This window comes from Paenibacillus sp. OT2-17, assembly GCF_009827695.1.
GTDB lineage: Bacteria > Bacillota > Bacilli > Paenibacillales > Paenibacillaceae > Paenibacillus > Paenibacillus polymyxa_B.
Genome location: NZ_WUDQ01000014.1, coordinates 16,847 through 43,585 on the forward strand (window position 1 = coordinate 16,847; position 26,739 = coordinate 43,585).

General features: G+C 47.3%; 28 protein-coding genes. 11 read left to right on the forward strand and 17 right to left on the reverse strand.

Annotated elements, in window-relative coordinates:
- Nucleotides 1–103: 103 nt before the first annotated feature.
- The 5 genes from GRP75_RS05775 to GRP75_RS05795 are packed head-to-tail and all read right to left on the reverse strand — an operon-like array spanning nt 104 to nt 4,460.
- Nucleotides 104–1,423: an ABC transporter permease gene (locus GRP75_RS05775; protein WP_023986842.1), complete on the reverse strand. Its 1,320-nt coding sequence runs from the start codon at nt 1,421–1,423 to the stop codon at nt 104–106.
- Nucleotides 1,416–2,318: an ABC transporter ATP-binding protein gene (locus GRP75_RS05780; RefSeq protein ID WP_160788820.1), complete on the reverse strand. Its 903-nt coding sequence runs from the start codon at nt 2,316–2,318 to the stop codon at nt 1,416–1,418. Before GRP75_RS05780 ends, GRP75_RS05775 begins: the two co-directional genes overlap by 8 nt.
- Nucleotides 2,319–2,320: 2 nt before the next feature.
- Nucleotides 2,321–3,256, reverse strand: a complete 936-nt coding sequence (locus GRP75_RS05785) for an ATP-binding cassette domain-containing protein (RefSeq protein WP_160788834.1) — start codon at nt 3,254–3,256, stop codon at nt 2,321–2,323.
- A gap of 41 nt (nt 3,257–3,297) precedes the next feature.
- The gene (locus GRP75_RS05790) at nt 3,298–3,699 is read right to left on the reverse strand and encodes a GntR family transcriptional regulator (RefSeq protein ID WP_160788821.1); all 402 of its coding nucleotides are present in this window, start codon (nt 3,697–3,699) and stop codon (nt 3,298–3,300) included.
- Between the two features lie 41 nt (nt 3,700–3,740).
- Nucleotides 3,741–4,460 carry a hypothetical protein gene (locus tag GRP75_RS05795; RefSeq protein ID WP_160788822.1) on the reverse strand — a complete coding sequence of 240 codons (720 nt, stop codon included), beginning with the start codon at nt 4,458–4,460 and terminating at the stop codon, nt 3,741–3,743.
- 235 nt (nt 4,461–4,695) lie between these two features.
- Here GRP75_RS05795 and GRP75_RS05800 point away from each other — a divergent pair, with 235 nt between their 5' ends.
- Nucleotides 4,696–4,923 (forward strand): DUF1858 domain-containing protein, encoded by a 228-nt coding sequence (locus GRP75_RS05800; RefSeq protein ID WP_160788823.1) that lies wholly within the window; start codon nt 4,696–4,698, stop codon nt 4,921–4,923.
- Between the two features lie 14 nt (nt 4,924–4,937).
- Nucleotides 4,938–6,197, forward strand: a complete 1,260-nt coding sequence (locus GRP75_RS05805) for a DUF438 domain-containing protein (protein WP_160788824.1) — start codon at nt 4,938–4,940, stop codon at nt 6,195–6,197.
- Here the strand turns inward: GRP75_RS05805 and GRP75_RS05810 are convergent.
- Complete coding sequence (locus tag GRP75_RS05810) at nt 6,186–6,698, reverse strand: GNAT family N-acetyltransferase (protein ID WP_160788825.1); 513 nt, start codon at nt 6,696–6,698, stop codon at nt 6,186–6,188. The genes GRP75_RS05805 and GRP75_RS05810 overlap by 12 nt on opposite strands.
- A gap of 147 nt (nt 6,699–6,845) precedes the next feature.
- Here GRP75_RS05810 and GRP75_RS05815 point away from each other — a divergent pair, with 147 nt between their 5' ends.
- On the forward strand, nt 6,846–8,132 hold the full coding sequence (locus GRP75_RS05815; protein ID WP_160788826.1) for a hypothetical protein: 1,287 nt from the start codon (nt 6,846–6,848) through the stop codon (nt 8,130–8,132).
- Between the two features lie 66 nt (nt 8,133–8,198).
- On the opposite strand, the gene map is transcribed toward GRP75_RS05815, so the two are convergent.
- Complete coding sequence (gene map / locus GRP75_RS05820) at nt 8,199–8,981, reverse strand: type I methionyl aminopeptidase (RefSeq protein ID WP_160788827.1); 783 nt, start codon at nt 8,979–8,981, stop codon at nt 8,199–8,201.
- 105 nt (nt 8,982–9,086) lie between these two features.
- Nucleotides 9,087–9,275 (reverse strand): hypothetical protein, encoded by a 189-nt coding sequence (locus GRP75_RS05825; protein ID WP_007428354.1) that lies wholly within the window; start codon nt 9,273–9,275, stop codon nt 9,087–9,089.
- Nucleotides 9,276–9,640: 365 nt separating this feature from the next.
- On the opposite strand from GRP75_RS05825, the gene GRP75_RS05830 reads away from it, so the two are divergent.
- The 4 genes from GRP75_RS05830 (at nt 9,641) to GRP75_RS05845 (ending at nt 12,874) form a co-directional block, all read left to right on the forward strand.
- Complete coding sequence (locus GRP75_RS05830) at nt 9,641–10,678, forward strand: serine hydrolase domain-containing protein (RefSeq protein WP_160788828.1); 1,038 nt, start codon at nt 9,641–9,643, stop codon at nt 10,676–10,678.
- A 44-nt stretch (nt 10,679–10,722) separates the two neighbouring features.
- Entirely contained in the window at nt 10,723–11,874 is a 1,152-nt protein-coding gene (locus GRP75_RS05835; protein WP_068941260.1) for an MGDG synthase family glycosyltransferase, read from the forward strand.
- Between the two features lie 31 nt (nt 11,875–11,905).
- Nucleotides 11,906–12,187, forward strand: a complete 282-nt coding sequence (locus GRP75_RS05840) for a hypothetical protein (protein WP_023986830.1) — start codon at nt 11,906–11,908, stop codon at nt 12,185–12,187.
- Nucleotides 12,188–12,535: 348 nt separating this feature from the next.
- Nucleotides 12,536–12,874 (forward strand): DUF4870 domain-containing protein, encoded by a 339-nt coding sequence (locus GRP75_RS05845; RefSeq protein WP_023986829.1) that lies wholly within the window; start codon nt 12,536–12,538, stop codon nt 12,872–12,874.
- A gap of 56 nt (nt 12,875–12,930) precedes the next feature.
- On the opposite strand, the gene GRP75_RS05850 is transcribed toward GRP75_RS05845, so the two are convergent.
- Complete coding sequence (locus tag GRP75_RS05850; RefSeq protein WP_028541124.1) at nt 12,931–13,890, reverse strand: sigma-70 family RNA polymerase sigma factor; 960 nt, start codon at nt 13,888–13,890, stop codon at nt 12,931–12,933.
- 19 nt (nt 13,891–13,909) lie between these two features.
- Entirely contained in the window at nt 13,910–14,353 is a 444-nt protein-coding gene (locus GRP75_RS05855) for a carboxymuconolactone decarboxylase family protein (protein WP_023986827.1), read from the reverse strand.
- A gap of 151 nt (nt 14,354–14,504) precedes the next feature.
- Here GRP75_RS05855 and mscL point away from each other — a divergent pair, with 151 nt between their 5' ends.
- Complete coding sequence (gene mscL, locus GRP75_RS05860; protein ID WP_023986826.1) at nt 14,505–14,999, forward strand: large conductance mechanosensitive channel protein MscL; 495 nt, start codon at nt 14,505–14,507, stop codon at nt 14,997–14,999.
- Nucleotides 15,000–15,084: 85 nt separating this feature from the next.
- Here the strand turns inward: mscL and GRP75_RS05865 are convergent, their stop codons facing one another.
- Together GRP75_RS05865 and GRP75_RS05870 are read right to left on the reverse strand one after the other, a co-directional pair.
- Nucleotides 15,085–15,786 carry a histidine phosphatase family protein gene (locus GRP75_RS05865; RefSeq protein ID WP_160788829.1) on the reverse strand — a complete coding sequence of 234 codons (702 nt, stop codon included), beginning with the start codon at nt 15,784–15,786 and terminating at the stop codon, nt 15,085–15,087.
- Between the two features lie 72 nt (nt 15,787–15,858).
- Nucleotides 15,859–16,152: a hypothetical protein gene (locus GRP75_RS05870; RefSeq protein ID WP_023986824.1), complete on the reverse strand. Its 294-nt coding sequence runs from the start codon at nt 16,150–16,152 to the stop codon at nt 15,859–15,861.
- Between the two features lie 172 nt (nt 16,153–16,324).
- Between GRP75_RS05870 and GRP75_RS05875 the strand changes: the two genes are divergently transcribed.
- Nucleotides 16,325–16,957, forward strand: a complete 633-nt coding sequence (locus GRP75_RS05875; RefSeq protein ID WP_053324547.1) for an NUDIX hydrolase — start codon at nt 16,325–16,327, stop codon at nt 16,955–16,957.
- Nucleotides 16,958–16,964: 7 nt separating this feature from the next.
- On the opposite strand, the gene GRP75_RS05880 is transcribed toward GRP75_RS05875, so the two are convergent.
- Together GRP75_RS05880 and GRP75_RS05885 are read right to left on the reverse strand one after the other, a co-directional pair.
- Nucleotides 16,965–17,753: a TrmB family transcriptional regulator gene (locus tag GRP75_RS05880; protein ID WP_023986822.1), complete on the reverse strand. Its 789-nt coding sequence runs from the start codon at nt 17,751–17,753 to the stop codon at nt 16,965–16,967.
- 65 nt (nt 17,754–17,818) lie between these two features.
- Complete coding sequence (locus GRP75_RS05885) at nt 17,819–18,670, reverse strand: zinc ribbon domain-containing protein (RefSeq protein WP_160788835.1); 852 nt, start codon at nt 18,668–18,670, stop codon at nt 17,819–17,821.
- Between the two features lie 311 nt (nt 18,671–18,981).
- On the opposite strand from GRP75_RS05885, the gene GRP75_RS05890 reads away from it, so the two are divergent.
- On the forward strand, nt 18,982–21,408 hold the full coding sequence (locus GRP75_RS05890) for a UvrD-helicase domain-containing protein (protein ID WP_160788830.1): 2,427 nt from the start codon (nt 18,982–18,984) through the stop codon (nt 21,406–21,408).
- A gap of 265 nt (nt 21,409–21,673) precedes the next feature.
- Here GRP75_RS05890 and csaA read toward each other — a convergent pair whose 3' ends face one another.
- Both csaA and GRP75_RS05900 read right to left on the reverse strand, forming a co-directional pair.
- On the reverse strand, nt 21,674–22,006 hold the full coding sequence (gene csaA / locus GRP75_RS05895) for a chaperone CsaA (protein ID WP_053324545.1): 333 nt from the start codon (nt 22,004–22,006) through the stop codon (nt 21,674–21,676).
- Between the two features lie 56 nt (nt 22,007–22,062).
- Entirely contained in the window at nt 22,063–22,968 is a 906-nt protein-coding gene (locus GRP75_RS05900; RefSeq protein ID WP_160788831.1) for an EamA family transporter, read from the reverse strand.
- Nucleotides 22,969–23,125: 157 nt separating this feature from the next.
- Here GRP75_RS05900 and GRP75_RS05905 point away from each other — a divergent pair, with 157 nt between their 5' ends.
- Nucleotides 23,126–24,019 carry an AraC family transcriptional regulator gene (locus tag GRP75_RS05905; protein WP_068941254.1) on the forward strand — a complete coding sequence of 298 codons (894 nt, stop codon included), beginning with the start codon at nt 23,126–23,128 and terminating at the stop codon, nt 24,017–24,019.
- A 231-nt stretch (nt 24,020–24,250) separates the two neighbouring features.
- Here GRP75_RS05905 and GRP75_RS05910 read toward each other — a convergent pair whose 3' ends face one another.
- On the reverse strand, nt 24,251–26,434 hold the full coding sequence (locus GRP75_RS05910; RefSeq protein WP_160788832.1) for an alpha-galactosidase: 2,184 nt from the start codon (nt 26,432–26,434) through the stop codon (nt 24,251–24,253).
- Between the last annotated feature and the right edge of the window lie 305 nt (nt 26,435–26,739).

Consider the following 26,739-nt stretch of genomic DNA (forward strand, 5'->3'; position numbering starts at 1 on the left):
CATATATTAAATAAAATTTCATTTATTAATTACATTTCTCACTAATTATGAAAAAAAATCTCATTAATTATGACACCACACATCACACATCGACAACAGCTTCTTAAATCTTGTAAGCCTTCATAGCTTTTCTTAACTCTTTGAATGAAGGACGTTTGCCATACATTAAGACGCCCGTACGGTAGATCTTGGCGGCCAGCCAACCAAACAACAAAATGGAGGCGACCAGAATACCAAGGGACAGCCAGATTTCCAGCAGGCTCGCCCGCTCCAGACCAATCCGCAGCAGCATGACGGTTGGCGAGAAAAATGGGATGTACCCGGCCACTTTTACGAAAATCGTATCAGGTGCGGCGATATTGAAGATACCGATATAAAAGGCTGCCAGTGACAGCACGGTAATCGGCATGATCGCCTGTCCCAACTCCTCGGTACGGCTAACGATGGAGCCCACCGCAGCGAACAATACTGCGTACAGAAAGTAGCCGAGGATGTAGAATACCAGACCATAACCCAACACCGCGATATTCAGTTGCGACAGATCCAGCCCGGCTGAGCTAAGAATGACATTATTATGCGGCAGCATAAGGTTGGCACATACAACGGCTGCAAAAACAGCAATTTGCAGTAGACCGACCAGGAAGATGCCGATAATTTTTCCGAACATCTGGGTCAACGGCGATACGCTTGTGATGAGAATCTCCATGATACGTGAGCTTTTTTCCGATGTCACCTCTGCAGCAATCATATTCCCCGTCATCATGGAGGAGGTGAAGAATAAAATCATCAGTACATAGACCAAACCATAGTTAATCATAGAGGTCTCTTTTTCCTCTGTCCCCACAGCTCCTCCTGCCTCAGATGGACCGTCTACTTCCCTGCTATCCACCATTACAGGTGTGCTAATTTCACGAATTTGATCGCTGGTCAATGCATTGCCACCCATAATGGCTTTGACCTTAGCTTCCTGAAGTCCCGTCTGCAACAATGTAATTACAGCAGGAGATGGCTCTTTTTCTACAGAGACGTACTCCACTTTAGGAAACGTGTCTCCCTTGGCGTCAGGCTCCGTGAACTGCACGTAACCTTGCAGCTCCCCGTTTTTCAAGGCTTGCTGCATGGCCGGCGTTTGTACGTTGTCATAACGCACCCAGATGGCTGCCGGGTTGGATTGCTTCTTTGTAAATTGCTCCAGCTGATTCGCCACTTCTATCCGGCTCCCAGCAATCAGTCCCAAGCGATGATGCTCGGCTGCCGTTGTGCCCGAACCTCCTGCCCCATCTCCTTTAAACAAAGAAATCATATACGGCAGATTCATACCAATTGTAATGAGCAAGGCCAGTACCAGCGTTGTAATGATAAAAGATTTGGTTCTCGCCTTCTGACGAAACGTAAAACCGATCACCGTACCCAGTCTATTCATGGGAATCACCCACCTCTCTTATAAAAATCTCGTTCAGCGTAGGTTCCTTGATCTCAAAATGCTCCACATCCGTTTGCTCCAACGCCGTTTGTAAAATCAACTTCGCCGCATCCGGCTGCTCAATATGCAGCATCCAGCCGCGATCCATAGGCTCTGCACGGCGCACGCCGGGCAGCTGCTCCAGTCCGTTCACTTCACCTGTAGTAATGAGACGAACTTTTTCACGTGGGTAACGGCCCTTAATCTCCTGCACACTTCCCTGCACAACTGTATTGGAGCGATGCAAAATCGTAATATGGCGGCACAGTTCCTCCACATGCTCCATGCGGTGGGTCGAGAATAAAATCGCAGCCCCATCATCCCGCAGCTCTTTCACCGTATCCTTAAGCAATTCAACGTTCACCGGATCAAGCCCACTGAAGGCCTCATCCAAAATAAGCAGCGTGGGGCGATGCACAACAGCGGCAATAAAGCCCATTTTCTGCTGATTCCCCTTGGATAGCTCCTCAATCCGCTTGTCGTAGTATTCCGGCACTCCAAAGCGTTCCAGCCAGTAGCGTAGACTTTTGTCTGCCTCCTTGACCGACATGCCGCGCAGCCTGCCCAAATAGTTAATTTGCTCGCTCACCTTCACCTTGGGGTATAGTCCACGCTCCTCAGGCAAATAGCCCATCGTCCGCTGAAGCTCCTTGCTGTAGGGCTTTCCCTCATATTGAATGCTTCCCCCATCAGGGTAAATCAGGCCGAGCACCATGCGCATCGTTGTCGTTTTGCCTGCTCCATTGCCTCCCAGTAGTCCGTAAATCTCCCCGCCGTTCACATTCAGCGAAATTCCGTTCACCGCCGTGTGGTTCCCATATTGCTTCACGACCTCTTTCAATTGCAGCATGCTCATGATTACTCCGCTCCTTTTTTCTGCAAGTATGTCTCCGCATCATCTGATAGTTGTCCAGCAGACCAATGTATTAAAATATCATCCAGCTCCAAACGCCGCACACGGATGGGGCGAATGCCCGCTTGTTCCAATATGGCGCTGGTCTCTCCGGCTGCCAACGTTACAATTCGTTGCAATCCGCCTTCGCTCTCCGTCTCTACCACTCCCGGAAGCTCCGATGCCTCCTCTGGCGTGCCTTCAAACCACATTTCCTTGCTATTTTCGAGCAAATGGTCTTTTTCCAGCTTGCCGAGCAGCCTGCCATCATGCATCAGAACAATATAATCCGCCAAACGCTTAATCTCGTCTATAATATGAGTAGCAATAATGACCGTCGTTTTGCCGTTCTCCATACAATCCCGCAGTTCTTCCAGCATGATTTTCCAGGCAAAAGGGTCTAAACCCGACGAAGGCTCATCCAGCAGCAACAAACGGGGGTGAGGCGCCAAGGCTGCAGCCAGCTCGAACTTACGGCGCTCTCCCTTGGACATGCGCGATAATTTCGTATGCTGAGGAACCTGAAATCGTTCCATCAGACGCTGAAAACGTGTTTCATCCCAGCCGGGATACCACAAGGCTCGAAAAGCCGCTGCTGCTTCTGCTGTGAGTCGATCTTCCTCACGCGTCGACTGCTCTGACACATACCCAACCCATTGTCGTGTATCTGCTGGCATGCCGTCTGGATACGCTTGACCGAACCAACGGATTTCACCGGAATCCGGGTGGATAAGCTGAGTCAGCAGGTGAATCAATGTACTTTTGCCCGATCCGTTATGTCCAGCCAAAGCGACTACATATCCCGGTTCAATGGTTAGATTAATCGGTCCAATTTCCCGGTTACCTCGGGTTTTATAGACTTGGCTCATCTCAATAATGGGTGTTTTTATCTGTATCTCCATAGGAACTTCCACATGATGGTTTACATCGTTCTTCACGGGCTTCACTCCTTCACTTGGACTTCATACCTTCTCTTCACCATTTCTGCGAAAAGCTCCAACAATTTCTGTTCTGTCATCTGCACAGCAATGCCTGTGTCAATCGCCGTTTCCAACGCCTCGGTCACTGCTTTAAGGCGGTAACCTGAGCGCTTATCGTCCTCAACCAAAGCTACGAAGGTGCCCGTCCCCTGCCGGGTACGAAGCAAGCCCTCGTTCTCCAAATCCTGATAGACCCGCCGGACGGTGATGACGCTGCAGCGGAGCGTCCCTGCAAACTCCCGAATGGAGGGAAGCAGCGTCCCCGCTGCAATCTGTCCGGTTACGATGAGTGAACGAAGTTGCTTTTCAATCTGCGCATACAGCGGTTCCGCGCTATTCTCATCAATTTGCACTGGTATATTCACCTGCTTCTCCCCCCTTTTTATCTATCTTTGTACACATACCGCTAAGTCAAGTCCCGTTTCATAAGCCTACGCTGTGTCACCTTATAGGACACCCACATACCCAGAACTCCTGCCAGCAACGCTCCCCACATCACCGGAGACAACAGCTGCCATTCCTTACTATAAAATGCCGTTATCAATACCAGATTGGCCCCACATACTCGAACTATAATCGTAACTATCCCACAAATGAGCATGATGACAATGGATATCCAAAAGTAGGATTTTCCTTTTTTAAGAAATTCCAAATGAATATAAATGGCTTGAATCAGCATGCCGTAGCCTATCCAGGTAAGTGCAAACGATACAAAGAAACCTGTACTCGCATATACCCGAAACGTAGCTGACAACGTAAAAAAGAGAGTGAAAAATATTACACTATTCATAACAAACGCCAAAAGCGCCTGTTGAATTCGACTCATAATCACCGCATTCATCGGTATAGGCAAGGTGCGGAAAAAGGCTAGCATATGCGTATAGGAATCTTCCTGAAGATATTTAAATGCACGACGGTTATAAATGAATCCGAGAAACGGAATCAACACCAGCATGATAAAATCGGCTACTGGACTCAAGTTTCCACGCTCATCCCAATGCACACTTACAGCAAAACTCATGGTAAATCCCAAATACGCAATAAACAGCAATGTCCACAGCATGACATATGGATTGTTGCGAAAATCGTGCCGGGTAATCTTCCATGCCTGTTTGATGATTGTCATTTTCTTATCCTGATCCCTTCTGCACTGCCTGTAATGACGACCTCATTCTCTCTTCATACGAAGTTGTTATTACAGTAATCAGTGTTATTACTGTATATATCCTTATACACAGTATATAAACCATGAATTACAACTGTCAACACCTGAATGTAAGTTGTGCGTACAATCACAAAAGCTCGCCAGGACCTATGCTACTCTGTAAATGATAAACGTTCTCAATCAAGGGGATGAACAAATGGATAAGCTACTGCACTGGGATGAGCCTATATTTAACCTTGTTAGCCGTTATCCCGAAGTGAAGGACATTATGGTAGAGCTGGGTTTTCACGATATCGCCAAGCCTGGCATGTTACAAACCGCAGGTCGTTTTATGACACTGTCCAAAGGTATTGCATTAAAAAAAGTAGCTATGGAAACCGTGGAACGCACGTTTTTGCAACATGGTTTTACCATTCAAAAATAAAGGAGCTAACGATCATGAGCGAGCTAATTAACAACCGTGAACATACAGCACAGGAATTAACGGAACGCCAACAAACGCTAAAGGAAATTATAAAAGAATTACATGCCGGGAAAAGCGTGGAGGAAGTCAAAGCGCGTTTCGCAGAGGCTGTTGGCGGAGTAAGCGTAGCCGAAATTTCGGCTATGGAGCATGCATTGATGACTGAGGAAGGAATTCCCGTATCGGAAGTGCAGCGTCTTTGTTCCGTGCATACATCGATATTCAAGGGTTCCATTGAGGATATCCACCGTCCTTCAGGACCAGAGGAACAACCGGGACATCCCGTTCATACCTTCAAGCTGGAAAATCGGGAGATCGAACAATTGGTCAACTTCAAGTTGTCATTGCACGCGGACCAATTTCAAAAGGACGACAGCCCCAAAATCATCTACAAGCTACTGGAAGATTTAAGTCTGCTGCTCGATCTCGACAAGCACTATAGCCGCAAAGAAAATCTGGTCTTTCCTTATCTAGAACGCTATGGGATTTTTGGTCCAACTAAAGTTATGTGGGGTGTGGACGACAGCATTCGTGCTGCGATTAAGGAGGCAAAGAGTCTGCTCACCGAATATAACGGAGATCGTGAACAGATTGGGAAGGCACTTGCCCATATCATGAGCGAAGTGAATGAAATGATATTCAAGGAAGAAAATATTTTGCTGCCGATGGCACTCAGTAAGCTGACAGAGGATGAGTGGCTGAAAATAGCCCGGGAAAGCGAGGAAATCGGGTTCTGCCTGACCGCTCCCGAACGTGAATGGATACCCGAACGGGCAGAGGAACCTGCAGAAGCCCTTGAGCAAACGGAAGGCACATCCGGAACACCGCAAGGCTTCGTGAGATTCGAGACGGGGATTATATCCGTACAACAATTGGAATTGCTGTTGAATCATCTACCCGTTGACCTGACTTTTATCGATGAAAATGATGTTGTTCGCTATTTTTCCCATGGTAAGGAACGAATCTTCGCGCGCACGAAAGCCGTCATTGGTCGTACCGTACAGAATTGCCATCCGCCCCAAAGCGTGCATGTCGTTGAGAAGCTACTCGAAGATTTTAAAGCAGGCCGCAAGGATGCTGAAGATTTTTGGATTCCAATCAAGGACAAATTTGTCTACATCCGTTATTTTGCCATCCGTGATGCAGAAGGCCGCTATCTGGGAACGTTGGAATTTACGCAAAATATTGCACCGATTCGTGCTTTGGAAGGACAAAAGCGTATTCTATCCGAATAGTATCCAACCGTAAGCCAACATGTTCAGGTTTTTGCCACCCAAACTTATAATATGTTGTTCTACTATAAGTTTGGCCCCCAGCTTTTCATAAAAAGTACATGCTGGATTATCTGCTAGCACCCATACGATTACAGAGTGAATATCCATACTATTAAAATGTTGAAGCAGACGTAAAAATAGTCTCTTCCCCAAGCCTAAACTATGGTATTCACTCAAAACGTAAATAGCCGTTATTTCTCCCCCATACGGGGGATATTCACCTGACTTTTCTGGACCCCCACTCACAAATCCGATGATTTCCCCCTTCTCATTTTCAGCAACATATACCCGATGACCGTCTTCACTGGATAGATTCGCATTCCACAGTTCTGTTCTTTGCTCATAGGAAAGCTGTTCCAGAACCTGGGCAGGCATTACATCTTTGTACGTCGTCCTCCAGCAATTTACGTGCACCTTGGCGATGCCCTCGGCATCTGATATCGTTGCTTCCCTGATGTTCATGTAAGTTCCACTCCTAGTTTCCAATATTATGCACTCTATTATACCGACGATCCAAATCTTGATCTATAATAGGAATATTCATTGTTTAGTGAAGTTGGGTAGGATAACCGTTCACTACACTACTCGTTCATTACTGGAGGATTCGACTTGAATAAAATTGTTTCATTTTATGTGCCGCTTGGCATTTCGTCATTAATTGCTGCACTAACGCATGTCATCGTCAATGCTGTGCTTGCTCGTTCGGAACATCCTTCGTTTACATTAAGCAGCTATGCGGTTGCCGTCAGCCTGTGCCTACTGTTGGAAACTCCGTTAACCGCAGTACGGCAGATGACCACGAAATTCGGTTATGATCGCAAGTCCGTTCATTCTATCGGTATTTTATGTACGTTCGTCGCTGTGGCTGTATTGATCATAGGCTGGAGCATCGGGTTGACGCCCGTAGGCAATCTGGTCTTTCAATATGTATTTGGTGTGTCCCCAGTATTGATCGAACCCACCAAGAACGTATTTCAGGTTCTTACTTTACTATACATATTGGTAGCTGTCCGTAACATATATCAGGGACTTATTATTAACAAGCACCGAACGGCATGGATGACATTCAGCTCGTCCATACGTATTATCGTGATGCTAATTGCTTCCTGGTTTTTGATCCGTGCTGGCTGGACGAATGACGGACGAGTCGGTGCCGCCATTTTTATTGCAGGTATTCTCATAGAGCTGGTCGTTACTTTTTTAGAAGGCCGGGTTCTCAAAAGAAAGCTGCCTCCTGACAACGCGGAGCAAACCATCCATCACGCGAAGCATCTCCTACCTTTTTATCTTCCTTTGCTATATTCGGCGCTGGTGCTGGTTATCCTGAATCCTTCCATCCAAGCTGCGCTGAACAATACAACTGATCCACTTTTGGCCGTGGCATCCTTTTCTGTAGCACTGCAAATCCTAAATCTATTGGTCTGGTTTTGCAGCTCTTTGCATCAAATTGTGATTCAATTTTATACGTCCAAACGCAGGGAAGTGCTGATATTTTTGAGCTTTTTGTCTATCCTGTCGCCGCTGCTACTCCTGTTACTTTCCTTCGGATTTGCTGGCGATCCTGTGTTACGGAATGTATTGGGATTGGAAGGAGAATTGTTGCTAGAAACCAGAGGATTGCTTCGCATACTGGCTGTCTATGTCGCATTTTATCCTTGGGTGGAATATTTTATTGGAAGGTCAATATTAATCGGTAATACCAAACCTATCTTTATCGGCAGGCTGTTTTCTGTAAGCTTTGCGATTCTCGCGCTTATTCTGTGTATCTGCTTTTTTCCAGGACTGGACGGCAAAGTGGCGGGAATTGTGATGGCTGTTTCCTCGCCTGTCGAGCTGGGGATTTATCTGTTGCTTTACCGAAAAATCTCTACAACCACGATGAATGTGTCACCCTGAAAAAACTTACCTAGAGAGCCTTATGCAAACGCCCCGCACATTGACTCCCTATGGCACAACTCTCTTTTATGAGGTCAAAATATAAGGACCGTTCTTTGTAATCGCAATCGTGTGCTCGTATTGAGCCCCCCAACTGCCATCTGCTGTGCTGATGGTCCAGCCATCGTCCCCCCAGAGCACGGCCCCCTCGGTTCCGAGGGTAAATACCGGCTCAATGGTAATCACCATCCCTTCGCGCAGTGGTAATCCCGTTTTGGGACGACCGTAGTGCAGAACCTCTGGCGGCTCATGCATTTGGCGGCCAATGCCATGCCCGATCAGAGGCTTGACGTTGCCGAACCGCCGCCAGCCTGCCGCTTTTTCCACAGCATGCCCGATATCCCCCAACGTCCTCCCCGGGCGAGCAACCTCGATCCCGCGCATCAGTGCCTTATGGGTCTGCCGCAACAGTCGTGCTACCGGGCGGCTAATGTTACCTACCGCATAGGTCCATCCTCGGTCAGCCAGCCAACCGTCCTTGTTAACCACAATGTCGATGGTCACAATATCCCCATCATGAAGTACTCGCTCCGATGGAAAACCGTGACACACCACCTCGTTGACCGAAGCACAGGTGGCATAAGGGAAACCTTTATAGCCCTTTTGTTCAGGCGTGGCTCCACGCTTGTTTAAAAACTGCTCAACCCAAGCATCGATTTCAAGCGTTGTAATTCCCGGAAGAATACGACTTTCCAGCGCACGATGGCAATCTGCCAAAATACGTCCGGCCTCCCTCATGTAGCCGATTTCCTCCGGTGTTCGTATTGCTATCTCTATTGGAATCCTCCTCCTTTGAGCATACAAATTCACTAAACCTATCCCATTGTATGCAGGGCGGACACAAAAAAACCGTCTCCTCTGTGGATAGACGGTTTATAAAAGTCGTATTTCTAGTTTTTCGGGTAATCGAACCCTTTAAGATACTGAAGAATTTATGCGACCGAGTTCGTTTTCCACCACCATGGTCAACTCTTCCTCATACCCTCCTGTAATCCGGTATTTTCGCACATATTCCTTTACAAATTTTTTGGGATCCTTAGGCCGGAAAATTCGAGTCATTTCCCGCAGACTTTCCTTAACTTCATTGTGACCTTTCGTTGCCATGTAACTCCCTCCCAAAACGTTGAAAATAAGTGCTCCGTTGAAGAGAATGCCGAAAAGTATTGATGTCCTTATGCAGTGAAGTAGTATGTCTAATTGCAGCTTAGGTCGGGAACACCTTATACAAGGCATGTACCTGACACTATTATTAACCGATTTTCTTTTGGCTGAATCACTACCCCATTATAACATATTCAGATACAGCTTTCAGCTTTCCAGTAAATTTACATTGATTTTACCTATCTTTTACGCATCATGTCATTTGGGGTACTCAATCAGCTGTTGCACAGGAGGTATACCTTATTTATCGGTTTTTGGAGTGTATGTGTTTGGGGTAAAATAAATAAACATAACAAGGAGGGAAAAGGATGCGCCGCTATGCTCCGCTGTTCACTGCACCTGTTGCCCGTATGTCTGCCCTGAACATAGGAACTTGTGAAGAGGAGGGCATCAATGTCTCCCTACTTGATCATGCAGACCGTGAAATCCAAGCCAAGTTTCCTAAAATGCACAGCTTCATGCTGCTGCGCCACGGCAAACTGATCTGGGAACGCTATTATAACGGGCATGAAGTAAGCTCTCTGAACGATTTGCGATCCGCAACCAAAAGCTTCACTTCCACGCTCATCGGCATAGCTATGGCTCGTGGTGATATGCCCGGGCCAGAGACGGCTGTGCATAAGCTGTTGTCTGAGTATTTACCTAGGCGGAAGGAAACACTGCTAGAGCAGATTACGATTCGCCATCTGTTGACCATGACATCCGGCTTGTATTGGCAGACGGGCAAAAAGCTCGGAGAAGCTTTTATCCACCGTTTTCATCGCAGCAAAAGCTGGCCGTCCTTTGCCCTGCGCTTACCTGTACAGGAGGACCAACTCGGTGTATTCCAATATCGTAGTGTTGATTCTCACCTGTTGTCCGTGCTGCTGACCCAATGCTGTGGGATTGACGCCTATACGTACGCTCTCCAGCATCTGTTCGAACCCTTAGGTTTTGGAAGAAGTGGTTGGGCACAAGATCCAGAGGGCTACACCATGGGACACATCGGGCTATATCTGACATCGCGTGACATGGCTAAATTCGGCGATTGCTGCCTTCATCAAGGCAGCTGGAACGGAAAAGAATTGATTCCGGCCGATTGGCTGCATCAGGCGACACAGCGACAGGTTGAAGGCTATCCAGAATTCGGGGATTACGGATTCCAATGGTGGACAGGACGACTCCACGGCATCAACTACGCGTGTGCGCACGGACATGGAGGACAGCAAATTTATCTTGTGCCAGAAGCGAACGCAGTCGTGGTATTTACAGCAGACAGCAAGGTGAGCCGCTGGAAAAATCCGCGAACACTGCTGGAGCGCTACGTTTTGCCAGCCGTATCCTCCCTCAACTTAGAACGTTCCTGATATGAGCTTTAATGTGCTTATTGAATATAGGGGGCTAAACAATCATGGAAGTCTCAGCACCAAAAATTCTAATATTATACGCCAGTTACGGGGAAGGCCATGTGCAGGCCGCTCGGGCAATTATGGACAGTTTACGAAGACTCGGACGCTGCGAGGTACAACTTCTCGACCTGATGGCTGAATCTCATCCCTGGTTGAACGGTCTGACCAAATTTGTATATATGCAAAGCTTCAAAACCATTCCTCAGCTTTACGGCTGGGTCTATAACATCACGCGCGGTATGCAGGCTAAATCGGCCTTCGGCCATGTGCTGCATTCATTCGGAATGCGTCAACTTACGCTCACTCTGAAAAAGGAGTTGCCGGATCTCGTGATACATACGTTCCCGCAGCTCGCGCTCCCGGCGTTACGCCGCAAAATGGGAATGAATTTGCCTATTGTCAACGTGGTTACGGATTTCGATCTGCATGGGCGCTGGCTGCATCCCGATATTGACCGCTACTATGTAGCCACTGAGGATATCCAGCAGGAAGCCGCCCAGCGGGGAATACCTATCGAACGCATTATCGCTACGGGTATTCCGATTCACGCTTCTTTTTATAACATGTCTGCCGACGAAATTCCTGTTCAGGAACAGGTAATTCCATCACTACAGTCTGAGACTACTACGCTACTCATTATGGCTGGCGCCTATGGTGTGCTATCCGGCATACTGGATATCTGTCGGCAATTAAGCCAGCTTCCTCAGTTGCGGCTACTGATCGTCTGCGGACGTAACCAGCAACTGAAAGCAGAAGTGGATGCGCTGTATGCAGACCACCCAAACATTTACACCTATGGATTCGTGGACTTTGTTCCAGCACTTATGCGTGCGAGCAATCTGGTGATTACGAAGCCCGGCGGCATCACACTCTCGGAAAGCATTGCATCCGGTTTACCTATTCTTGTGTTCAAGCCCGTACCCGGTCAGGAGCTAAATAATGCTCTGTATTTGCAGCAAAAAGGAGCTGCCCGTATTGCTCGCACTACGGAGGAGCTGATTCAGCATTGTCTCGACCTGATTTCCACCCCCTCTCTTGCCGAGGAGATGATGCAGGCGATTGAGTTGCTTCGCAAACCTCATCCCGCAGACCAGATTGCCGAGGATATTTTGCATCAGCTTGTGGATAAAAGACCTTCCGTCCGGACAAATTAACGAAGAATAAAGTCAGACGGAGGGGATACCTATGGAACACAAAGGGAAGGATTTGCTCCCACTAACAGGAGAAAAGGTAGAAGTGGATGGTGTTTATATTGATGAGGATGGACATGAGCAGCATTTGCACAGAGGTCAGCATTTTCCCGCTGATGTTGTTCTGGGTACTTCCGAGTGGAAAATGACCGAATACGCCTTTGATAATCATCATGAAGGACGTACTGATGAACGACTTATCCCCAAAGAGGACGATGAGGATAAAAAGGGTAAAATCACACATCCACGCCGTCGTTTACAACGCGGAGATCGCTAAATAAGACAACTTATCCACGGTTAATACGAATCTGTTGATATTTTGTGGACAATCTGTGTGCAAAATGAGCTTAATCGCTATATTGTCTACAGTTTGTGCACAATTTGTGCATAACCCACGCTTATTTTGTGGACAAGTAGTGGCGTATAGTGGATAAAATGCGTACAACATGTGCAAAACCTGTGTATAACCCTGTGAATGACTGAGCGAATCCTTTTCGTTCAGTCTTTTTCGTGTTTTTATACACATTCCCTGATTGAACTTTTTCTGGCGTTTCGGGTATATCTTTAATTCCTGTCCTCATAGCTTGTATAGTACGGATAACTTATAAAGGGGGATTTGCCTGACATGTCAGTCTATAAGTCTTCCACGGGATTGGATGAAAATATAGCAGCTGTCCTGTGCTATCTGTTCGCATTTATTGGCGCACTGGCCTTTGTCATGCTGGAAAAGAAAAGTCGATTTGTATTATTTCACGCGCTGCAATCCATATTTCTGTTTGTCACCCTCATGATCGGGCATGTGCTTGTTGGATTCATTCCGCTGCTCGGTCCTCTGCTCGCTTCCCTGCTAACGCTGGCAGGCCTTGTATTGTGGGTCATCCTGTTAATTCGCGCGGGACAAGGCAAGTGGCTCAAGCTTCCCTGGGTAGGTGATCTGGCTCTTCATCAAGCCCGGCAGTTGTGAAGACAACAAAAAACCTTGATCCTTAGCAGGATTCAAGGTTTTTGCTGTTTCGATGATTACTTTTTATCGCATGTTCGCTTCTTCTGTCCTATATGAATGTATCCCAACTTATCTGGGTTAACCATTAAATAAAAACTCTGAATATGCTCCCCGTCCGGTGTCAGTCTGAGACATAAGGTTTCTCTCACTTTTCCATCTTCCAGAAATGCCAGCTGGACCTCGCCATTGATGACGGTGTGGAACACATCTCTTTCTCGTAAAACGGTTAATACCCGACGAGAAGTCAACAGGGCAAGAACGCCTTTGCGCACAACCATCGGTCTCATCACCGTATGCACATTACCTCCGCCATCTGACACGAATACAGGTTGTTCAGCCAGTAGTTCCAGCATAGCAGTCACATCGTAGGCAAGAAAGGCGGTTGTAAAACGTTCTAGTAGTTTTATTCGGGATGAGTTATTCATATTACGACTGGACTGAGCCTCAAGAGCAGATTCTCCTGAAGATAGAATACGACGGGAGCGACTGAACAACTGACGACAGTTGCTCTCAGTCTTCCCCAGCAATTCCGCAATATCTTTGTAATCATATTGAAAAGCTTCCCTCAGCACAAAAACAGCCCGCTCTATCGGCTTTAGCTGCTCCAGCAAAACCAGAAAAGCGTAAGATATCATGTCTTTACGCTCTAACCAATCCGCAGGGAGATCTGCGCTTTCACCCAACGGCTCTGGCAGCCACTGTCCTACATATGTCTCTCTTTGCTTGCGCGCAGAGTTCAACAGATTCAGACACCGATTCATCGTCATTTTGGCTACATAGGCTTTGGGATTGTGTATATCATCCAGGGGCTTATTCTTCAGCTCGACAAAGCAGTCTTGAACTACATCCTCGGCATCCGTAACCGTTCCAAGCATGCGATAAGCAATGGCAAAAGAATATTTGCGATATCTTTGATACAGCTCCTCCAGATTTAAATCCACCGATTCTTGTTCAATTCTGTGTTCTTTGCCAGACAAAGCATAGCCCCCTGTTCATTTAAAGAATGCCCGGATACATCCCCGTTGCAATCGCAATCCGGTTCCAACTGTTAATCACGTTAACCGCGGTAATCAAATCTACGTATTCTTCCTCTGTAAAATGTTCTCTGACCCTATTGTACAAATCCGTAGGTACCCCTTGTTCAGAGATGCGAGTGACCGCTTCAGCTAATTCAAGCATAACACGTTCTTTTTCCGTGAACAAAGGAACCTCCCGCCATAAGGCTAGCTGCAAAATGTGGTCAGCATAATCCCCCAGCTTGAGCAAATCCTTCGCATGCATATCCAGACAATAGGAACATCCATTGATTTGGGATACTCTAATTTTCAGTAGTTCGTACAATACTTTGTCTGTAAAACGACCGGAAATGTATTTTTCCATCTCCATCATTACCTTGAATGTGCTAGGACTCACTGCTCTGTGATTGAATCTCAAACTCACGATACATCGCCTCCATTATTGGTTTACATATAGAAGACAAATGAACATGTGATTTTGTGACAATGTGTAATACATCAATTGGGAATTGCCCTCCATTGACATAGCATGTATTATAGATAAATGATTTTATGTAAAGAAGGTGAGCACTCATATGAGCGGAAAAGGTATTATAAAAGAGTTTAAAGAATTCGCTGTACGGGGTAACGTGATTGACCTCGCGGTCGGTGTTATCATCGGTGGAGCGTTTGGCAAGATTGTCACTTCTGTGGTAAACGATATTATCATGCCTCCGATTGGTAAACTTCTGGGCGGCATGAATTTTCCAGACTTGTATGTAGCTTTACGAGCTGCCGATCCTTTAAATGCTGACGGTACACGCATGACTTTGGCACAGGCCAAAGAAGCAGGGATTGCAGTCCTCGCCTATGGTCAGTTCATTAACGTCCTGCTGGACTTCCTGATCGTAGCCTTCTGTGTGTTCATGCTGGTCAAAGGGATTAACATGCTGAAACGCAAAGAGGAAGAAAAACCTCCTCAGGAAAAAACGATCAAGGAATGTCCACACTGCCTATCCGAAATTCCTGTAGCCGCTACCCGTTGCGCACATTGCACTTCCAAGCTGGAAGGGTACGTCGAAGCACGCTGACTCAACCCACACCTATATGACTACAACAAACGGCTTAAGACGATGTACCGTCTTAAGCCGTTTTGGTATGGTGTGAGAGATCTGATTAGTTGAAATTGGTGATAATGCCACGGGGTCTGACGGGCAAACCCTCAGCGTACAGATGAGAAACATCACCGAAGCCGATGCAACGGGGAACTGCCCATTCCTGGGAGCGCTCATCAAACAAGATCGTGGTTACGGAGCTAGGCGGCATCCAAAAGCCGGACCAGGCCAAGGCCAATGGCAGCTCCAACAGATGAGCAAGCCAGGTCAGCCCGAAGCCGCCATGACAAAATACGGCCACCTGATCTTCGGTATGCTTCAGAATCCGGTACCTGCCCTCCACCCGCTCAAAGCCTTGCCGTTTCAGGAATTCATCGGAATGAAGCTTCAGCCGCTCGAAGGTTTCGGGACTTTGCGTTCCCTGATAATAGGAAATCTCCTGCCAAGAGTCATGAGTCGGCAGGGGCATTTCGGAACGGATCACTTCACCTGGCAAATCCCAATGGGAAAGACGGCCGTATGGAGTTTCCTCCAGCTTTAGAGCCAGCTCCTGTGTCCAGTGTTCCACTTCATGAGTCATACCCAGAGAGTCGGCGGTGTAGCGCATTGTATCCAAAGCCCGCCCCAAAGGAGAGGCATAAATTCGATCCAGTCCGTGACTGGAAAGCCGTTTGGCCAGTGCCTGGGCTTCCAAATGCCCCTCCGGCGTGATGGTGTTGTTGGGGTAATCGGGGTCTGCGTGTCGGATAATATACAATCTCATTATTGGTTCTCCGTTCCTATGAATGGCGACAGGATCGCTTTATCTCATTCCATCGATTAGTTCTCCTGATCTTTAACGTTTATTCAGCAAATTTTCCAAAATCGCGCGCAAATCCCTGTCTTCCTGGTAGACTTCCTCACCTGTATCCAGTTCAATAACCCGGATATATGTATAATTGGCTCTGACATCGACTGGTTTAAAAATCAATTCCTCCGGATTGTCTGGGCGGACATCATAGCCCATATTTTTGAACATATCCGTGATTTGATCAATCCCCGGCTTGCCTCCGCTTTCCAGCATAATCAACCCGCGCAGTTCCTTGGGTTCCTCCGGATGCATGACTCGAAAATGTACTATACATTCCATGTAAAATCGCTCCTTTCAATCGTAAATCTGTGTGATGTTGCAAATCCTCATGTTCCCAGCATACCCCAAATGCCACTCCACATTCCACACCCGCCTTCATATCGTCAGGACAGAAAACACGTTATACTGTAAAGTAGACCTTTGATTTCTGCTTACTATAGGAGGAACCACGATGACTAGCGAGCTTCTGGATATCTACGATGATGAAGACAACCCTCTTGGCACAGCCTCGCGACAAGACGCACATGCCAAGGGATACTGGCACCATACCTTTCACTGCTGGCTAGCACGAGACACTTCGACAGGCCGTCGCTTGCTGTTCCAACAGCGTCAGGATACGAAGGACACCTTCCCCGGATGCTACGATATTACAGCAGCCGGTCACTTGACGGCAGGCGAAGATATGTCTCAGGCGGCTCGTGAGCTGGAGGAAGAACTGGGCATTCATGTTCCCTTTACCTCATTAACACCGCTGATGACCGTTCGGTATGAAAGCAAAGGTACCGCACAGGGCACCTCTTTTTGGGATCGGGAGGTTAGCTCGGTGTTTGGACTGCTATCGAACCAGCCATTGGAAGCTTATCACCTTCAGCAAGAAGAAGTAGCCGGACTGTACGAAGCAGATCTTGACCAAGCACTGGCCCTTTTTGAAGGCCATATTCCCTTTATCGAAGCCCATGGCATTACGTCGGGGCCAAATCCAGAAAAAAACCGCCGCCTGATTACATCGGATCAATTCGTGCCTCATAAGGCGGGCTATATTACATCTATATGCCGGGCACTGATGGAACTTCCTACCCGGTAATCTTTAGCTATTCTCCAGCTGACATATATTTGCCGATAATGCCTTCATACCGCCAGCCATACCGGGTCGACAGTTCTCTGCCCATATCATGCTCCAGCTCATACAGAATAAGATCCTGAGCAAAATGATTAAGCAGCAGGCCTGTCATTACCGGATGCTCGGTAATAAGCGCCTGTGTCGGGCAATTCTCTCCCCGCATACCCAGCATGCACCAACGCCGATCAATAACAAAAGAAAACTTCCGCCCTGCTGGTTCCTGTCCGTCTGTACCAGACCCAGACGGTAACCACGGTCCCATCATGCTTTCTCCGTTATCGCAGGACCAGAGCAGACGCACACCTCGACTCTCAGCTTTCTCCAACTCTGTCCGCAGCAGCTCAGCTTCCTCGCGCCACAAATCCAACACAATCTCATGCTCTGCCCGTTCCAATTCACGTGTCAGACTTTCCAGCACCTTCCGATCGCCTTCCGCATTATAAAAGGTCGGCTTGGTTGGTTCTGTTCGTGGCATTTCTTTCTCCACTGCGCGTAGGGACTCCTGCATTTGTCCTTCGATCATCCGGGTCAGTTCACCCGGTGGCAGCATGCTGTAACGTACAGGCTCTCCAGCACTGGTTCTGAGGTATCCCTGCCCGGCCAAACGCTGTAAAGCCGCGTACACGTTGGAGCGCGATGCACCCAGACGCTTAGCCACTTCATAGCCGGAAGCCGCATTTTGCCTCGAAAGCTCGACCATAACCTTGGCTTCCATTTCCGTAAAACCCAGATTCCGCAGATGATGCAGCAAACGCTCCATATATTCTGTTCCCCCTATGCTGCCCGGCGTTATGTCTGTGTCCTGCAGCAGCCTGTTCGGCTGCGTCAAATCTGTTCAGCTCCGCAACGCGGGCACCACTTGGACCCTTTAGGTAGTTCTACAGTACAGATTTGGCATTTTACATTTTCACGTACTTGTGCAGACGGCGTTGCCGGCTTCTCGGCCCCGGAGTTGTTGGCCTTCCAATATCGGATTCGCTCGTCCAGCTCCTCCTGGCGCTCACGCTCGCGTTCCAGTTCTTCAAGACGACGGTGTTCTTTTTCCAGTTCTTCCTGACGACGGCGCTCCCACTCAGCGTCGAATGCCGCTTTTTCTTCCGGTGTAAAATCAGATACTGTGTAATCGCGGTCTAGTCCCGCTGGTTCGTGTGTTTCATACCGCTCATCCTGTTCCTGTTCATGCCGATCGACTACTTCCTGTTCTGCATACTCCGTGTAAGCAGGCGCAGCATCCTTCACTACCTCTGGCTTGCGCAGATCAAAAGAATAGACGTCCGTTGGTACCTCTTCACGCACAGCAGCTACTTGTTTGGAAGCAGCCTGTCCTTCATTGAGCTTGCGTCCGCATTTGGGGCAAAAGTTGGCATCCAGAGGCACAACCGCTCCACAGGTGCATAAATGAGCGTTTTTCAATTCTGCAATTCTACTGCGCAGCTCGTCAATTTCATCCTGAAGCTCATCACATGCAGTGGATAGCTGTGTCATCTCGGTTTCTGCCACCGACATGTCGGATGCACGGTAACCTTCGTAAAAGATCTGACCCATTCGTAAGAAATGAACATCCATTTCCTGCTGAATCGTTGTAATTTGTGAATTGATCTTACTAATCTCGACAGCATGCTGCGCCTTTTCTGTTGCGCGATTAGCGCCTTCCTTTATACGTTGAATCAGCTTCATCGTTATTTCCTCCCCATTATCCAGCCGGATTTCACTATACCGTCCGTATATCCCAAAGTTTTTTTCTGTTGGCAAACCTCGAACTCCTGTATAATGGAATGCGGTCATATTGCCTGTTTGAAGGCTATTGGCATTAGCGTCAACGTATTGACGTTCTGTCGCTCCGGCAAGATCCGCATGAATTTCAGCATTATTTTAGTCCATCGCCTTGTTCTTATCGTCAGCTAAAGCTGACTAGAACTCTATCATACCAAAAACTACCCCCATTTGTGAAAATGGAAGATTTTAAGAACGAAAGGGGTTTCAGGATTATGGACCCAAATCCTTCTTTTTACCCCCGACCCATCGGGGTTCCTTATTCAACGTCGAGCCCTCAGGCACGTCGTGCTTCCATGGATACCAGTATGACGCTGGTGCCCGACACCGACCAAGACTCGGCCTATTTTCGTGCTTTAGAGAACGCCGGCATTCACCTGAACCGCCCGCAGATCCAGGCCGTCCGCCACGGCAAAGGCCCCCTTCTGACCCTTGCAGGGGCTGGCTGCGGCAAAACCACAGTGCTGGCTGCCCGCGCAGGCTACCTGATGGCGATGCGGGATGTCCCTGCATCGTCCATTCTGCTGGTGACCTTCACCAGCAAGGCAGCTGCCGAAATGAAACTGCGCATCGCGGGATTACCCGGTGTGCGCCCTGCCGCTGCACGTGCAGTTCAGGCTCGCACGTTTCACTCATTCGCTTTGGCGATGCTGCGTCATCGCGGCGTGCAAGATGAAGTGTTCGGTGAAACGCAGGCCCAGCATACCGTCATGAAAATGATGCTGCGGCAGCTTGGACTCAGCGAGGCTTTCCAGCCGGAAAGCCTGCTGTCTGCTCTCTCCGCCTGGAAAGCGGAAGGCCGCAGCGCGGACGAGCTGCCGGAAACCGTGCGCGAGGAATCGGATGCCAAGCGTGCCATGCTCGCCTATGAAGCGTGGAAACAGGAGCGCAATAAAATGGATTTTGACGATATTCTGCTGCGTGCCTCCGCACTGCTGCGTGACCCGGATGTGCTTCAGCCGCTTCAGCGGCGTTTTTCACATATCATGGTCGATGAATTTCAGGATACGAATGCCCTGCAATATGAGATGGTGCAACGATTGGCTGCCCGACATCGCAATCTGATGGTTGTGGGGGATGATGATCAGACGATCTATACCTTTAATGGGGCACGCCAGGAATCCATTCTGGAGTTTGACAAGGTCTATAAGGATGCAAAGGTCATCACCCTGGATATTAATTATCGCAGCGATGCGCGGATTTTGGGGCTGGGCTCTAACATTGTCGCCAAAAATATTCATCGACGCTCCAAACGTCTTTCGGCTGCCGGGCGTGAAGGCTTGCCGCCGCAGTTTGCCACCCCATCCGGACCCGAGGAGGAAGCGGGGCATATTGTTACCCATCTACTCGGACAGGTAGAGGAAGGTCGGCTGCGCTACCGGGATATCGCTATTTTGCACCGAACAGCCAGCGGAAGCCGATCTATTTTTGAGCAATTAATTATGCGGGATGTCCCATTTATTCAGTACGGAGCAGGAGCTGTATTTTATGATCAGTCCCTGATTCGTCCCTTAATGGATCACCTGCGTTTGTCGCTGAATCCCCGGCGTATGGAATCCATTCCGAGCACTCTTGGGCCGCTGTACGTCTCCCGTGAGGCGGGGATGGAATGGATTATGCGCGAGGAGAAACAGCAGGCTAAAAAATACCCGCTGATTCATCTCAGCCGCTGGGATCGACTACGTGATTTTCAGCGTGAACAGGTGAAAGAGCGTATTCGTTTGATTCGCAGTCTCACTACAATGAAACCTGCCTATGCCATTCAAGAAATGCGGCGCATCTTTTATGATAAATATTTGGAGAGCGGAGATACGGGCGCGTGGACTCATTATAAGGAAACGATGCAAGAAAGTCTGGAGGAGCTCGAAACGGCAGCCAAGCGGTTTGACACCGTGGAGGCGTTCGTCAGCTTTGCGGACGAGCTTTCCGAGCGTCACCACCAAATGGAATCGCTGCGCAGAGAGGAAGACAGCGATGCTGTTCGGCTCATGACGATTCACCGCGCCAAGGGGCTGGAATTCCCTTGCGTATATTGGATCGGAGCCAGCGAAGGCATTCTGCCGCACAGCTCGGCGCTGCACAGCGAGCTGCCGGAGGATCGGCGGGCAGGCGCCGCCCCGACTACGGCTGTGGATAACGATGCAGCGCTTGAAGAAGAGCGCCGCCTCGCTTACGTGGCCGTCACCCGGGCGAAGGAGTTGCTGTACATCACCTCTCCCGCCTCTAATCATGGCAAGCCTGCCGCCGTGTCACGCTTCCTGCTGGAAGCCTATGGGATCACCCCTGAGGCTTCCAAGCCAGAAGCACGCCGCAGCAGCTTCGGCCAACCGAAGGGTGCTTCCGGGTATAGCAGCCGTGCTGGCGCTGGATCGCCAGCGTCTGGCACAGCGACCCGCGTGAGCAGCAGGCCGGGACCAAGCAGCGCTACGGCACGGACGACCTCGTCGGTGGCAGGGTCTTCGGCAGAGCCACGTATCAACGTGCCCGTGTGGAAATGCACCGACGGCGCCTGCAAGGCGTGGATGCGGCGCGACACAACAAGCGGACGCCGTACAAGCGCGGCTAGCACAGGCACACCGCCGGTATGCCCGCTCTGCGCCTCCCCGATGACAGAGGGGACACGCAGCATCCCAGCCAGATAGGTATAAGGCGTATAGCTGGTATGGAGAATTGTGCTTTTACTGGATTGGTGACACTCGTGATTTCCAGCCTAATTGTTGCAGATTTTAATGAATCAAATAAGCTTTAGACAGACCAATAAAAGAAAAAGCGGCAGACTAGGACGTGAAAATAAAGTCCTAGTCTGCCGCTATCTATTTCAACTTGCTATTGAAGAATCGTATCCCGTTAGTTCAATGTCCTGCCTGTTGTGAAGTTATATATTTTACGGATTAAACAGCCGATCAATCATCCAATAGGTGTTCCATTAGGTAGTTTGATATCTGGTTTCAATAAAACCACATCCCCCTTTTCGGGAATTCCTCCAAGGACTAACACCTCTGACTTAAAGCCTGCTATCCGTCGAGGTGGAAAGTTGACTACACCTATGATTTGTTCCCCTATAATATCTTCAGCCACATATCTTTTTGTGATTTGTGCACTCGAAGCTTTTATTCCGATATCTTGTCCAAAATCAATTTCAAGTTTAATAGCAGGTACTTTTGCTTCTGCAAAAAACTCAGCTTTAATTATGGTTCCAACTCGAATATCTAGTTTCAAAAAATCATCAATCGTTGCCATCTAAACATTCTCCTCATCGATTGTTTTCTTCAATTTCGCGATAATGAATTTCAAATTTAATATTTTGCAACCGTAGTATACTTTAAAGATTTTGCCCAAAAATACATCCCCATACCGAATAAAGTCATGATTCCACCTATGAATTGAAATGCAGAGATTATTTCTCCCAAGAATAAGTAGGCGAGAATTATGGCAAGAACAGGCTCTCCAATAATACCAACTGAGACCGTAGTTGCACCCATCGATTTCAACAACAAATTAAAAATATATTGTCCAAAAATAGTTGGGATTACTGCAAGTAAAAAGAAATACATCCAATCCGACGAGTCATATTCGATCAAGGAATAATGATTCAACATATTGTAGACCAACATGACGCTGCCACCAATAAAAAAAACAATAACACTATATAAATTTGCATTTATTTTGTGGCTTACTTTCTGTCCTGCCAACATATATGCTGAAACCAAGATTGTTCCTAATAAAGATAATCCATCTCCGATTAATGCCTCTCTCGAAATCCCTATGTCTCCCCAAGCTATAATGATTGAACCGACAAGAGCGGCGATCAAACAAAGAATGGTTAATATATTTGCTCGTTCTCTGAACATAAAGTATGAACCCATCATTACAAATAAAGGCTGTAAGGATAAGATGACCATGGAGCTCGCAACTGAGGTATATACTAAAGATTCCATCCAGAATAAGAAATGCAACCCGAGAAAAAGACCAGCGATGAAAACAGTACTCCAATCTTTTTTGTTCATTTCTAAGGAACGAAACATTTTCCAAGGTACAAAGGGAAGCATTATGAGTACTGACATATACAATCTGTACATCCCAGCCACAGAGGTTGGAGTATCTGAGGATTTTATCATGATGGATGAGATAGAAACAGACAGTATGCTGATTAAAAGCAAAATATACGGATGAAACGGTAACGACGATTGATTTATTTTCACATATACGCCTCCAAGATGTCTTATCCAATCGCCTGTGCACAGGATTGTAATGATAAGCCGAAGATCTGGTATAATAATATCACCACTTTTATTTTATTTGTGTAACTATATCTTTAATTTATATAGAAATATCGTCATCAGAAAGGACCTCTCTAAAATGGAAAAACAATTGCATGAGACCATTCTATATCCCGATGTTTCATTTCCATACATCATGTACACCCATACTATTCATGCAAGTAGTCCTGAAGGTAGAGGATTCAACGATTTACATTGGCATGAGGAACTGCAAATCACTTTGGTTACCAAAGGAAAGCTAGTGATACAAGTTAACGGCATTGATCATGAATTAGAAACAGGTCAGGCCATTTTAATTAATAAAGGTGTTCTTCACGTTACTACACACCTTACACATAACGGTCAATATGTCAGTTTTAATTTCCCTGAGAAGCTGCTGGCCTTTTATGCAGATAGTGCGATGGAAAAAAACTATGTACTGCCTTATACAAACTCTCTCTTATTGTCATTAGTAATCAAAGGAGATGCTGAATGGCAAATTCAAATACTGCAAATGCTTTGGGATATGAAACAGAAATTTGATATGAAAAAAAAATGGGGCTGGGAATACGAGGTTTCCATCAAAACGGCACAATTATGGTTAGTCTTAATATCTAATATTTCGCTGTCTTCTGAGGAAGCACCTAAATACATGAAATTGCAACAGGAGCGACTTCAATTGATGCTCAGCTTTATCCATCAAAACTACTCAGACAATATAACACTGCAAGAAATTGCTGCTATAGCACATTTAAGTATTTCGGAATGCACTCGTAGTTTTAAGAGAACCATTCATATGACACCTTACGACTACCTAATTAAGTACCGTATCAAGAAAAGCAGCGAGTTATTAATTTCAACAGATTCTACAATAACTGAAATAGCCCACAGAGTGGGGTTTAATCATGTAAATCACTTCATTCAGTCTTTTAAAAAACATCATAAAAAAACACCTAATGAATTCCGGAAATTTAGAAATGAATTCATTAATTAAGGAATGAAGCAGCCGTCAGCGTAACGACTTACTCTGTTGATGATCCTGTTTTCAATCAACATTCAAATGTAACTCCTACATCTTCCTCAGTTTCATGTCATTCATCATTCGTATAAAAAAATGGCTTCCCCCTCCTCGATCAGTACAGCTGCTGTACGCAAAATGCCCCTTTTCATATAAAAAGGGGCATAACTCTATTCTCTTTCGGCAATTATACTGTTGTACTGATCCTTAAGCCTTACCAGGCTTTATTGCCCGAAGCCTGAACCATCCACTTTCATAGTCTTTCTGTCTGTAGAGAAGAGGGAGGCCCAACTTCATAAGCCGATCCCCCCCATGGATAGACTTTTGCCCGCTATTTCCTGACTTAACTTCATATTCGAGCTCTGGATTTAGTCCGTCAAGGCGCAGGGCTCGCCAAGGCGCGTTCGGAACAGCCATCACTTGGAAATAGTAGACGATGGCATCCTCTTGGTCTTCAGAAACAAACATCCAAGCCGATTCGTTATCTTCAAACGGGTTCTTTAAGCGATACAAGTCACCTTTCTGTACTAAGCCACGTATCTGCTTGTATACTGCGATTTGGCGTTTGACCGTCTCTTTTTCCTCATCGGTGAATTTCGTGAGATCAAGCTCATATCCAAAATTTCCGGACATGGCGACATCACCTCGAAAATCAAGGGGCGTTATCCGTCCAACTTGATGGTTCGGAACTGCCGAAACATGCGCTCCGATTGCGCTTACAGGATAGACAAGGCTAGTTCCATATTGAATCTTCAGGCGTTCCACCGCATCGGTATTATCACTAGTCCAGACTTGAGGCATGTAGTAAAGCATGCCTGGATCAAAGCGTCCTCCGCCACTTGAACAGCTCTCGAAAAGAATATGTGGAAATTCGGTGGTGATGCGCTCCAACAGCTCATACAATCCAAGAACATAGCGATGGGCAGTCTCGGATTGGCGTTCCGGCGGCAGAGCAGCAGAACCGATTTCCGTCAGACAGCGGTTCATATCCCATTTCACGTAAGAAACCGGCACGCTGGAGAAAATGGCCGAAAGCGAATCGTAGATGAAATCGCGCACTTCCTTGCGAGTATAGTCCAGCACCAGCTGCCATCTGGCTTCGCTGCGCCTCCGTCCCGGAACGTGAAGGCACCAGTCCGGATGCTCCCGGTACAACTCGCTGTCTGGAGAGATCATCTCTGGCTCAAACCAGAGCCCGAATTTAAGCCCCAGCCGATTGATACGGTTCGCGACATCCGCAAGTCCGTCTGGCAGCTTCCGACGATCCTCGTACCAATCGCCGAGAGACGAATTGTCGGAATCCCGTTTTCCGAACCAACCGTCATCTAAGACAAATAGTTCGATGCCTAGCTCAGCCCCCTCTTTCGCTATCGATTCCAACTTATCTGCATTGAAGTCAAAATAGGTAGCTTCCCAGTTATTGACCAGAATAGGGCGTTCTTCGTCCCGATATTTCCCTCGGCAAAGTCGGGTCCGATACAAGCGATGATACGTCCGCGACATATCTCCCAGTCCCTGACCGGAGTAAACCATAACTACTTCTGGCGTTTGGAAGTTCTCCTCTGGGCTCAGTAACCACGAAAAGTCAAAGGAGTTCACGCCGATGCTAAACCGTGTAGAGCCAAATGCATCCATTTCCGCTCCCGCCTCAAAGCCCCCGCTGTAGACGAGGCTAAAGCCGAATGCCTCTCCATAGCATTCCGTTGTCTCCCGAGTGACCAATGCAGTAAAAGGATTGAGTTGATGGCTGCTCATGCCCCTTTTACTATCAATTCGGGTTTCACCTTGAAGAATCGGTTTGCGGGTGATATTTCCCTCCCGAGCCCATGCTCCCGAAAGATACATGAACTCTAAATCGCTTTTACCCGAAAAATCGACACAAGCACTTAGTGCACGAAGGAGCCTAAGATTCTTTTCCCCTGCATTACTCAAACGAGCCGAACGAGCGATTACGTTTCGATCCGCGAAGACGGTGTAAAGAAGAACAACTTTAAGACCTGAAAAGTCATCTTTTAACTCCAGTTCCAACGTATCCGCTTCGTCTTCATTTTCGGTATATACGGCCGGAAGTCCGGTTAATGATGGCTTTCCCTTGATGATCCGGTAACCGTCGTACTTTAACTCCGTGATACGAGTTCCATCCTCAAGTTCTACTTGATACGCAGGGTTACGGAAGTCCCCACTCCCATACTGCGGGTACTCTTGCGGTAGCCGATCCAATCCAGCCGTCGCAGAAGTGTGAAGCAATAGATCGGTCATTGATTCGCGGTGCTTCAGCCTATCTCCCCAATATACATGCACAGGAAATCCATCCACAATCTGAATAATATAACTCATGCCCGACGACTGTAGATGAAACAGCCCCGTTTGCTCTTGAACAATGATACCCATTGGAAAAACAACCCCTCCCTCTAGATCATACCCCTCGGAAATCCGCACCTAAAAAAGGACATAGAAGAACCTTTTCGTAACACCACCAACTAAGTTCACATGGTGTAAAGCTTGATAAGCTCCTCATTAGTCGCAATAGGTTCTACAGAAATGATATATTAAACTAAGATATGAAGTACATGGCATGGTACTCACTATTTATGTTATAATGCTTGATAATTTACATAAGGAGATTTAGCGTGATAGAATATTTGCCACGTAGTAAACAGCATTCTGAATTGTATCTAACTCAGTTTGGCATAGAG

What these genes read in the sequence shown, in the direction of transcription:
- GRP75_RS05775 (WP_023986842.1), bottom strand. Translation starts at nt 1,423, where the DNA reads ATGAATAGACTGGGTACGGTGATCGGTTTTACGTTTCGTCAGAAGGCG.
- GRP75_RS05780 (WP_160788820.1), bottom strand. Translation starts at nt 2,318, where the DNA reads ATGAGCATGCTGCAATTGAAAGAGGTCGTGAAGCAATATGGGAACCAC.
- GRP75_RS05785 (WP_160788834.1), bottom strand. Translation starts at nt 3,256, where the DNA reads ATGGAGATACAGATAAAAACACCCATTATTGAGATGAGCCAAGTCTAT.
- GRP75_RS05795 (WP_160788822.1), bottom strand. Translation starts at nt 4,460, where the DNA reads ATGACAATCATCAAACAGGCATGGAAGATTACCCGGCACGATTTTCGC.
- GRP75_RS05800 (WP_160788823.1), top strand. Translation starts at nt 4,696, where the DNA reads ATGGATAAGCTACTGCACTGGGATGAGCCTATATTTAACCTTGTTAGC.
- GRP75_RS05805 (WP_160788824.1), top strand. Translation starts at nt 4,938, where the DNA reads ATGAGCGAGCTAATTAACAACCGTGAACATACAGCACAGGAATTAACG.
- GRP75_RS05810 (WP_160788825.1), bottom strand. Translation starts at nt 6,698, where the DNA reads ATGAACATCAGGGAAGCAACGATATCAGATGCCGAGGGCATCGCCAAG.
- GRP75_RS05825 (WP_007428354.1), bottom strand. Translation starts at nt 9,275, where the DNA reads ATGGCAACGAAAGGTCACAATGAAGTTAAGGAAAGTCTGCGGGAAATG.
- GRP75_RS05830 (WP_160788828.1), top strand. Translation starts at nt 9,641, where the DNA reads ATGCGCCGCTATGCTCCGCTGTTCACTGCACCTGTTGCCCGTATGTCT.
- GRP75_RS05835 (WP_068941260.1), top strand. Translation starts at nt 10,723, where the DNA reads ATGGAAGTCTCAGCACCAAAAATTCTAATATTATACGCCAGTTACGGG.
- GRP75_RS05840 (WP_023986830.1), top strand. Translation starts at nt 11,906, where the DNA reads ATGGAACACAAAGGGAAGGATTTGCTCCCACTAACAGGAGAAAAGGTA.
- GRP75_RS05845 (WP_023986829.1), top strand. Translation starts at nt 12,536, where the DNA reads ATGTCAGTCTATAAGTCTTCCACGGGATTGGATGAAAATATAGCAGCT.
- mscL (WP_023986826.1), top strand. Translation starts at nt 14,505, where the DNA reads ATGAGCGGAAAAGGTATTATAAAAGAGTTTAAAGAATTCGCTGTACGG.
- GRP75_RS05865 (WP_160788829.1), bottom strand. Translation starts at nt 15,786, where the DNA reads ATGAGATTGTATATTATCCGACACGCAGACCCCGATTACCCCAACAAC.
- GRP75_RS05870 (WP_023986824.1), bottom strand. Translation starts at nt 16,152, where the DNA reads ATGGAATGTATAGTACATTTTCGAGTCATGCATCCGGAGGAACCCAAG.
- GRP75_RS05875 (WP_053324547.1), top strand. Translation starts at nt 16,325, where the DNA reads ATGACTAGCGAGCTTCTGGATATCTACGATGATGAAGACAACCCTCTT.
- GRP75_RS05880 (WP_023986822.1), bottom strand. Translation starts at nt 17,753, where the DNA reads ATGGAGCGTTTGCTGCATCATCTGCGGAATCTGGGTTTTACGGAAATG.
- GRP75_RS05885 (WP_160788835.1), bottom strand. Translation starts at nt 18,670, where the DNA reads ATGAAGCTGATTCAACGTATAAAGGAAGGCGCTAATCGCGCAACAGAA.
- GRP75_RS05890 (WP_160788830.1), top strand. Translation starts at nt 18,982, where the DNA reads ATGGACCCAAATCCTTCTTTTTACCCCCGACCCATCGGGGTTCCTTAT.
- csaA (WP_053324545.1), bottom strand. Translation starts at nt 22,006, where the DNA reads ATGGCAACGATTGATGATTTTTTGAAACTAGATATTCGAGTTGGAACC.
- GRP75_RS05905 (WP_068941254.1), top strand. Translation starts at nt 23,126, where the DNA reads ATGGAAAAACAATTGCATGAGACCATTCTATATCCCGATGTTTCATTT.
- GRP75_RS05910 (WP_160788832.1), bottom strand. Translation starts at nt 26,434, where the DNA reads ATGGGTATCATTGTTCAAGAGCAAACGGGGCTGTTTCATCTACAGTCG.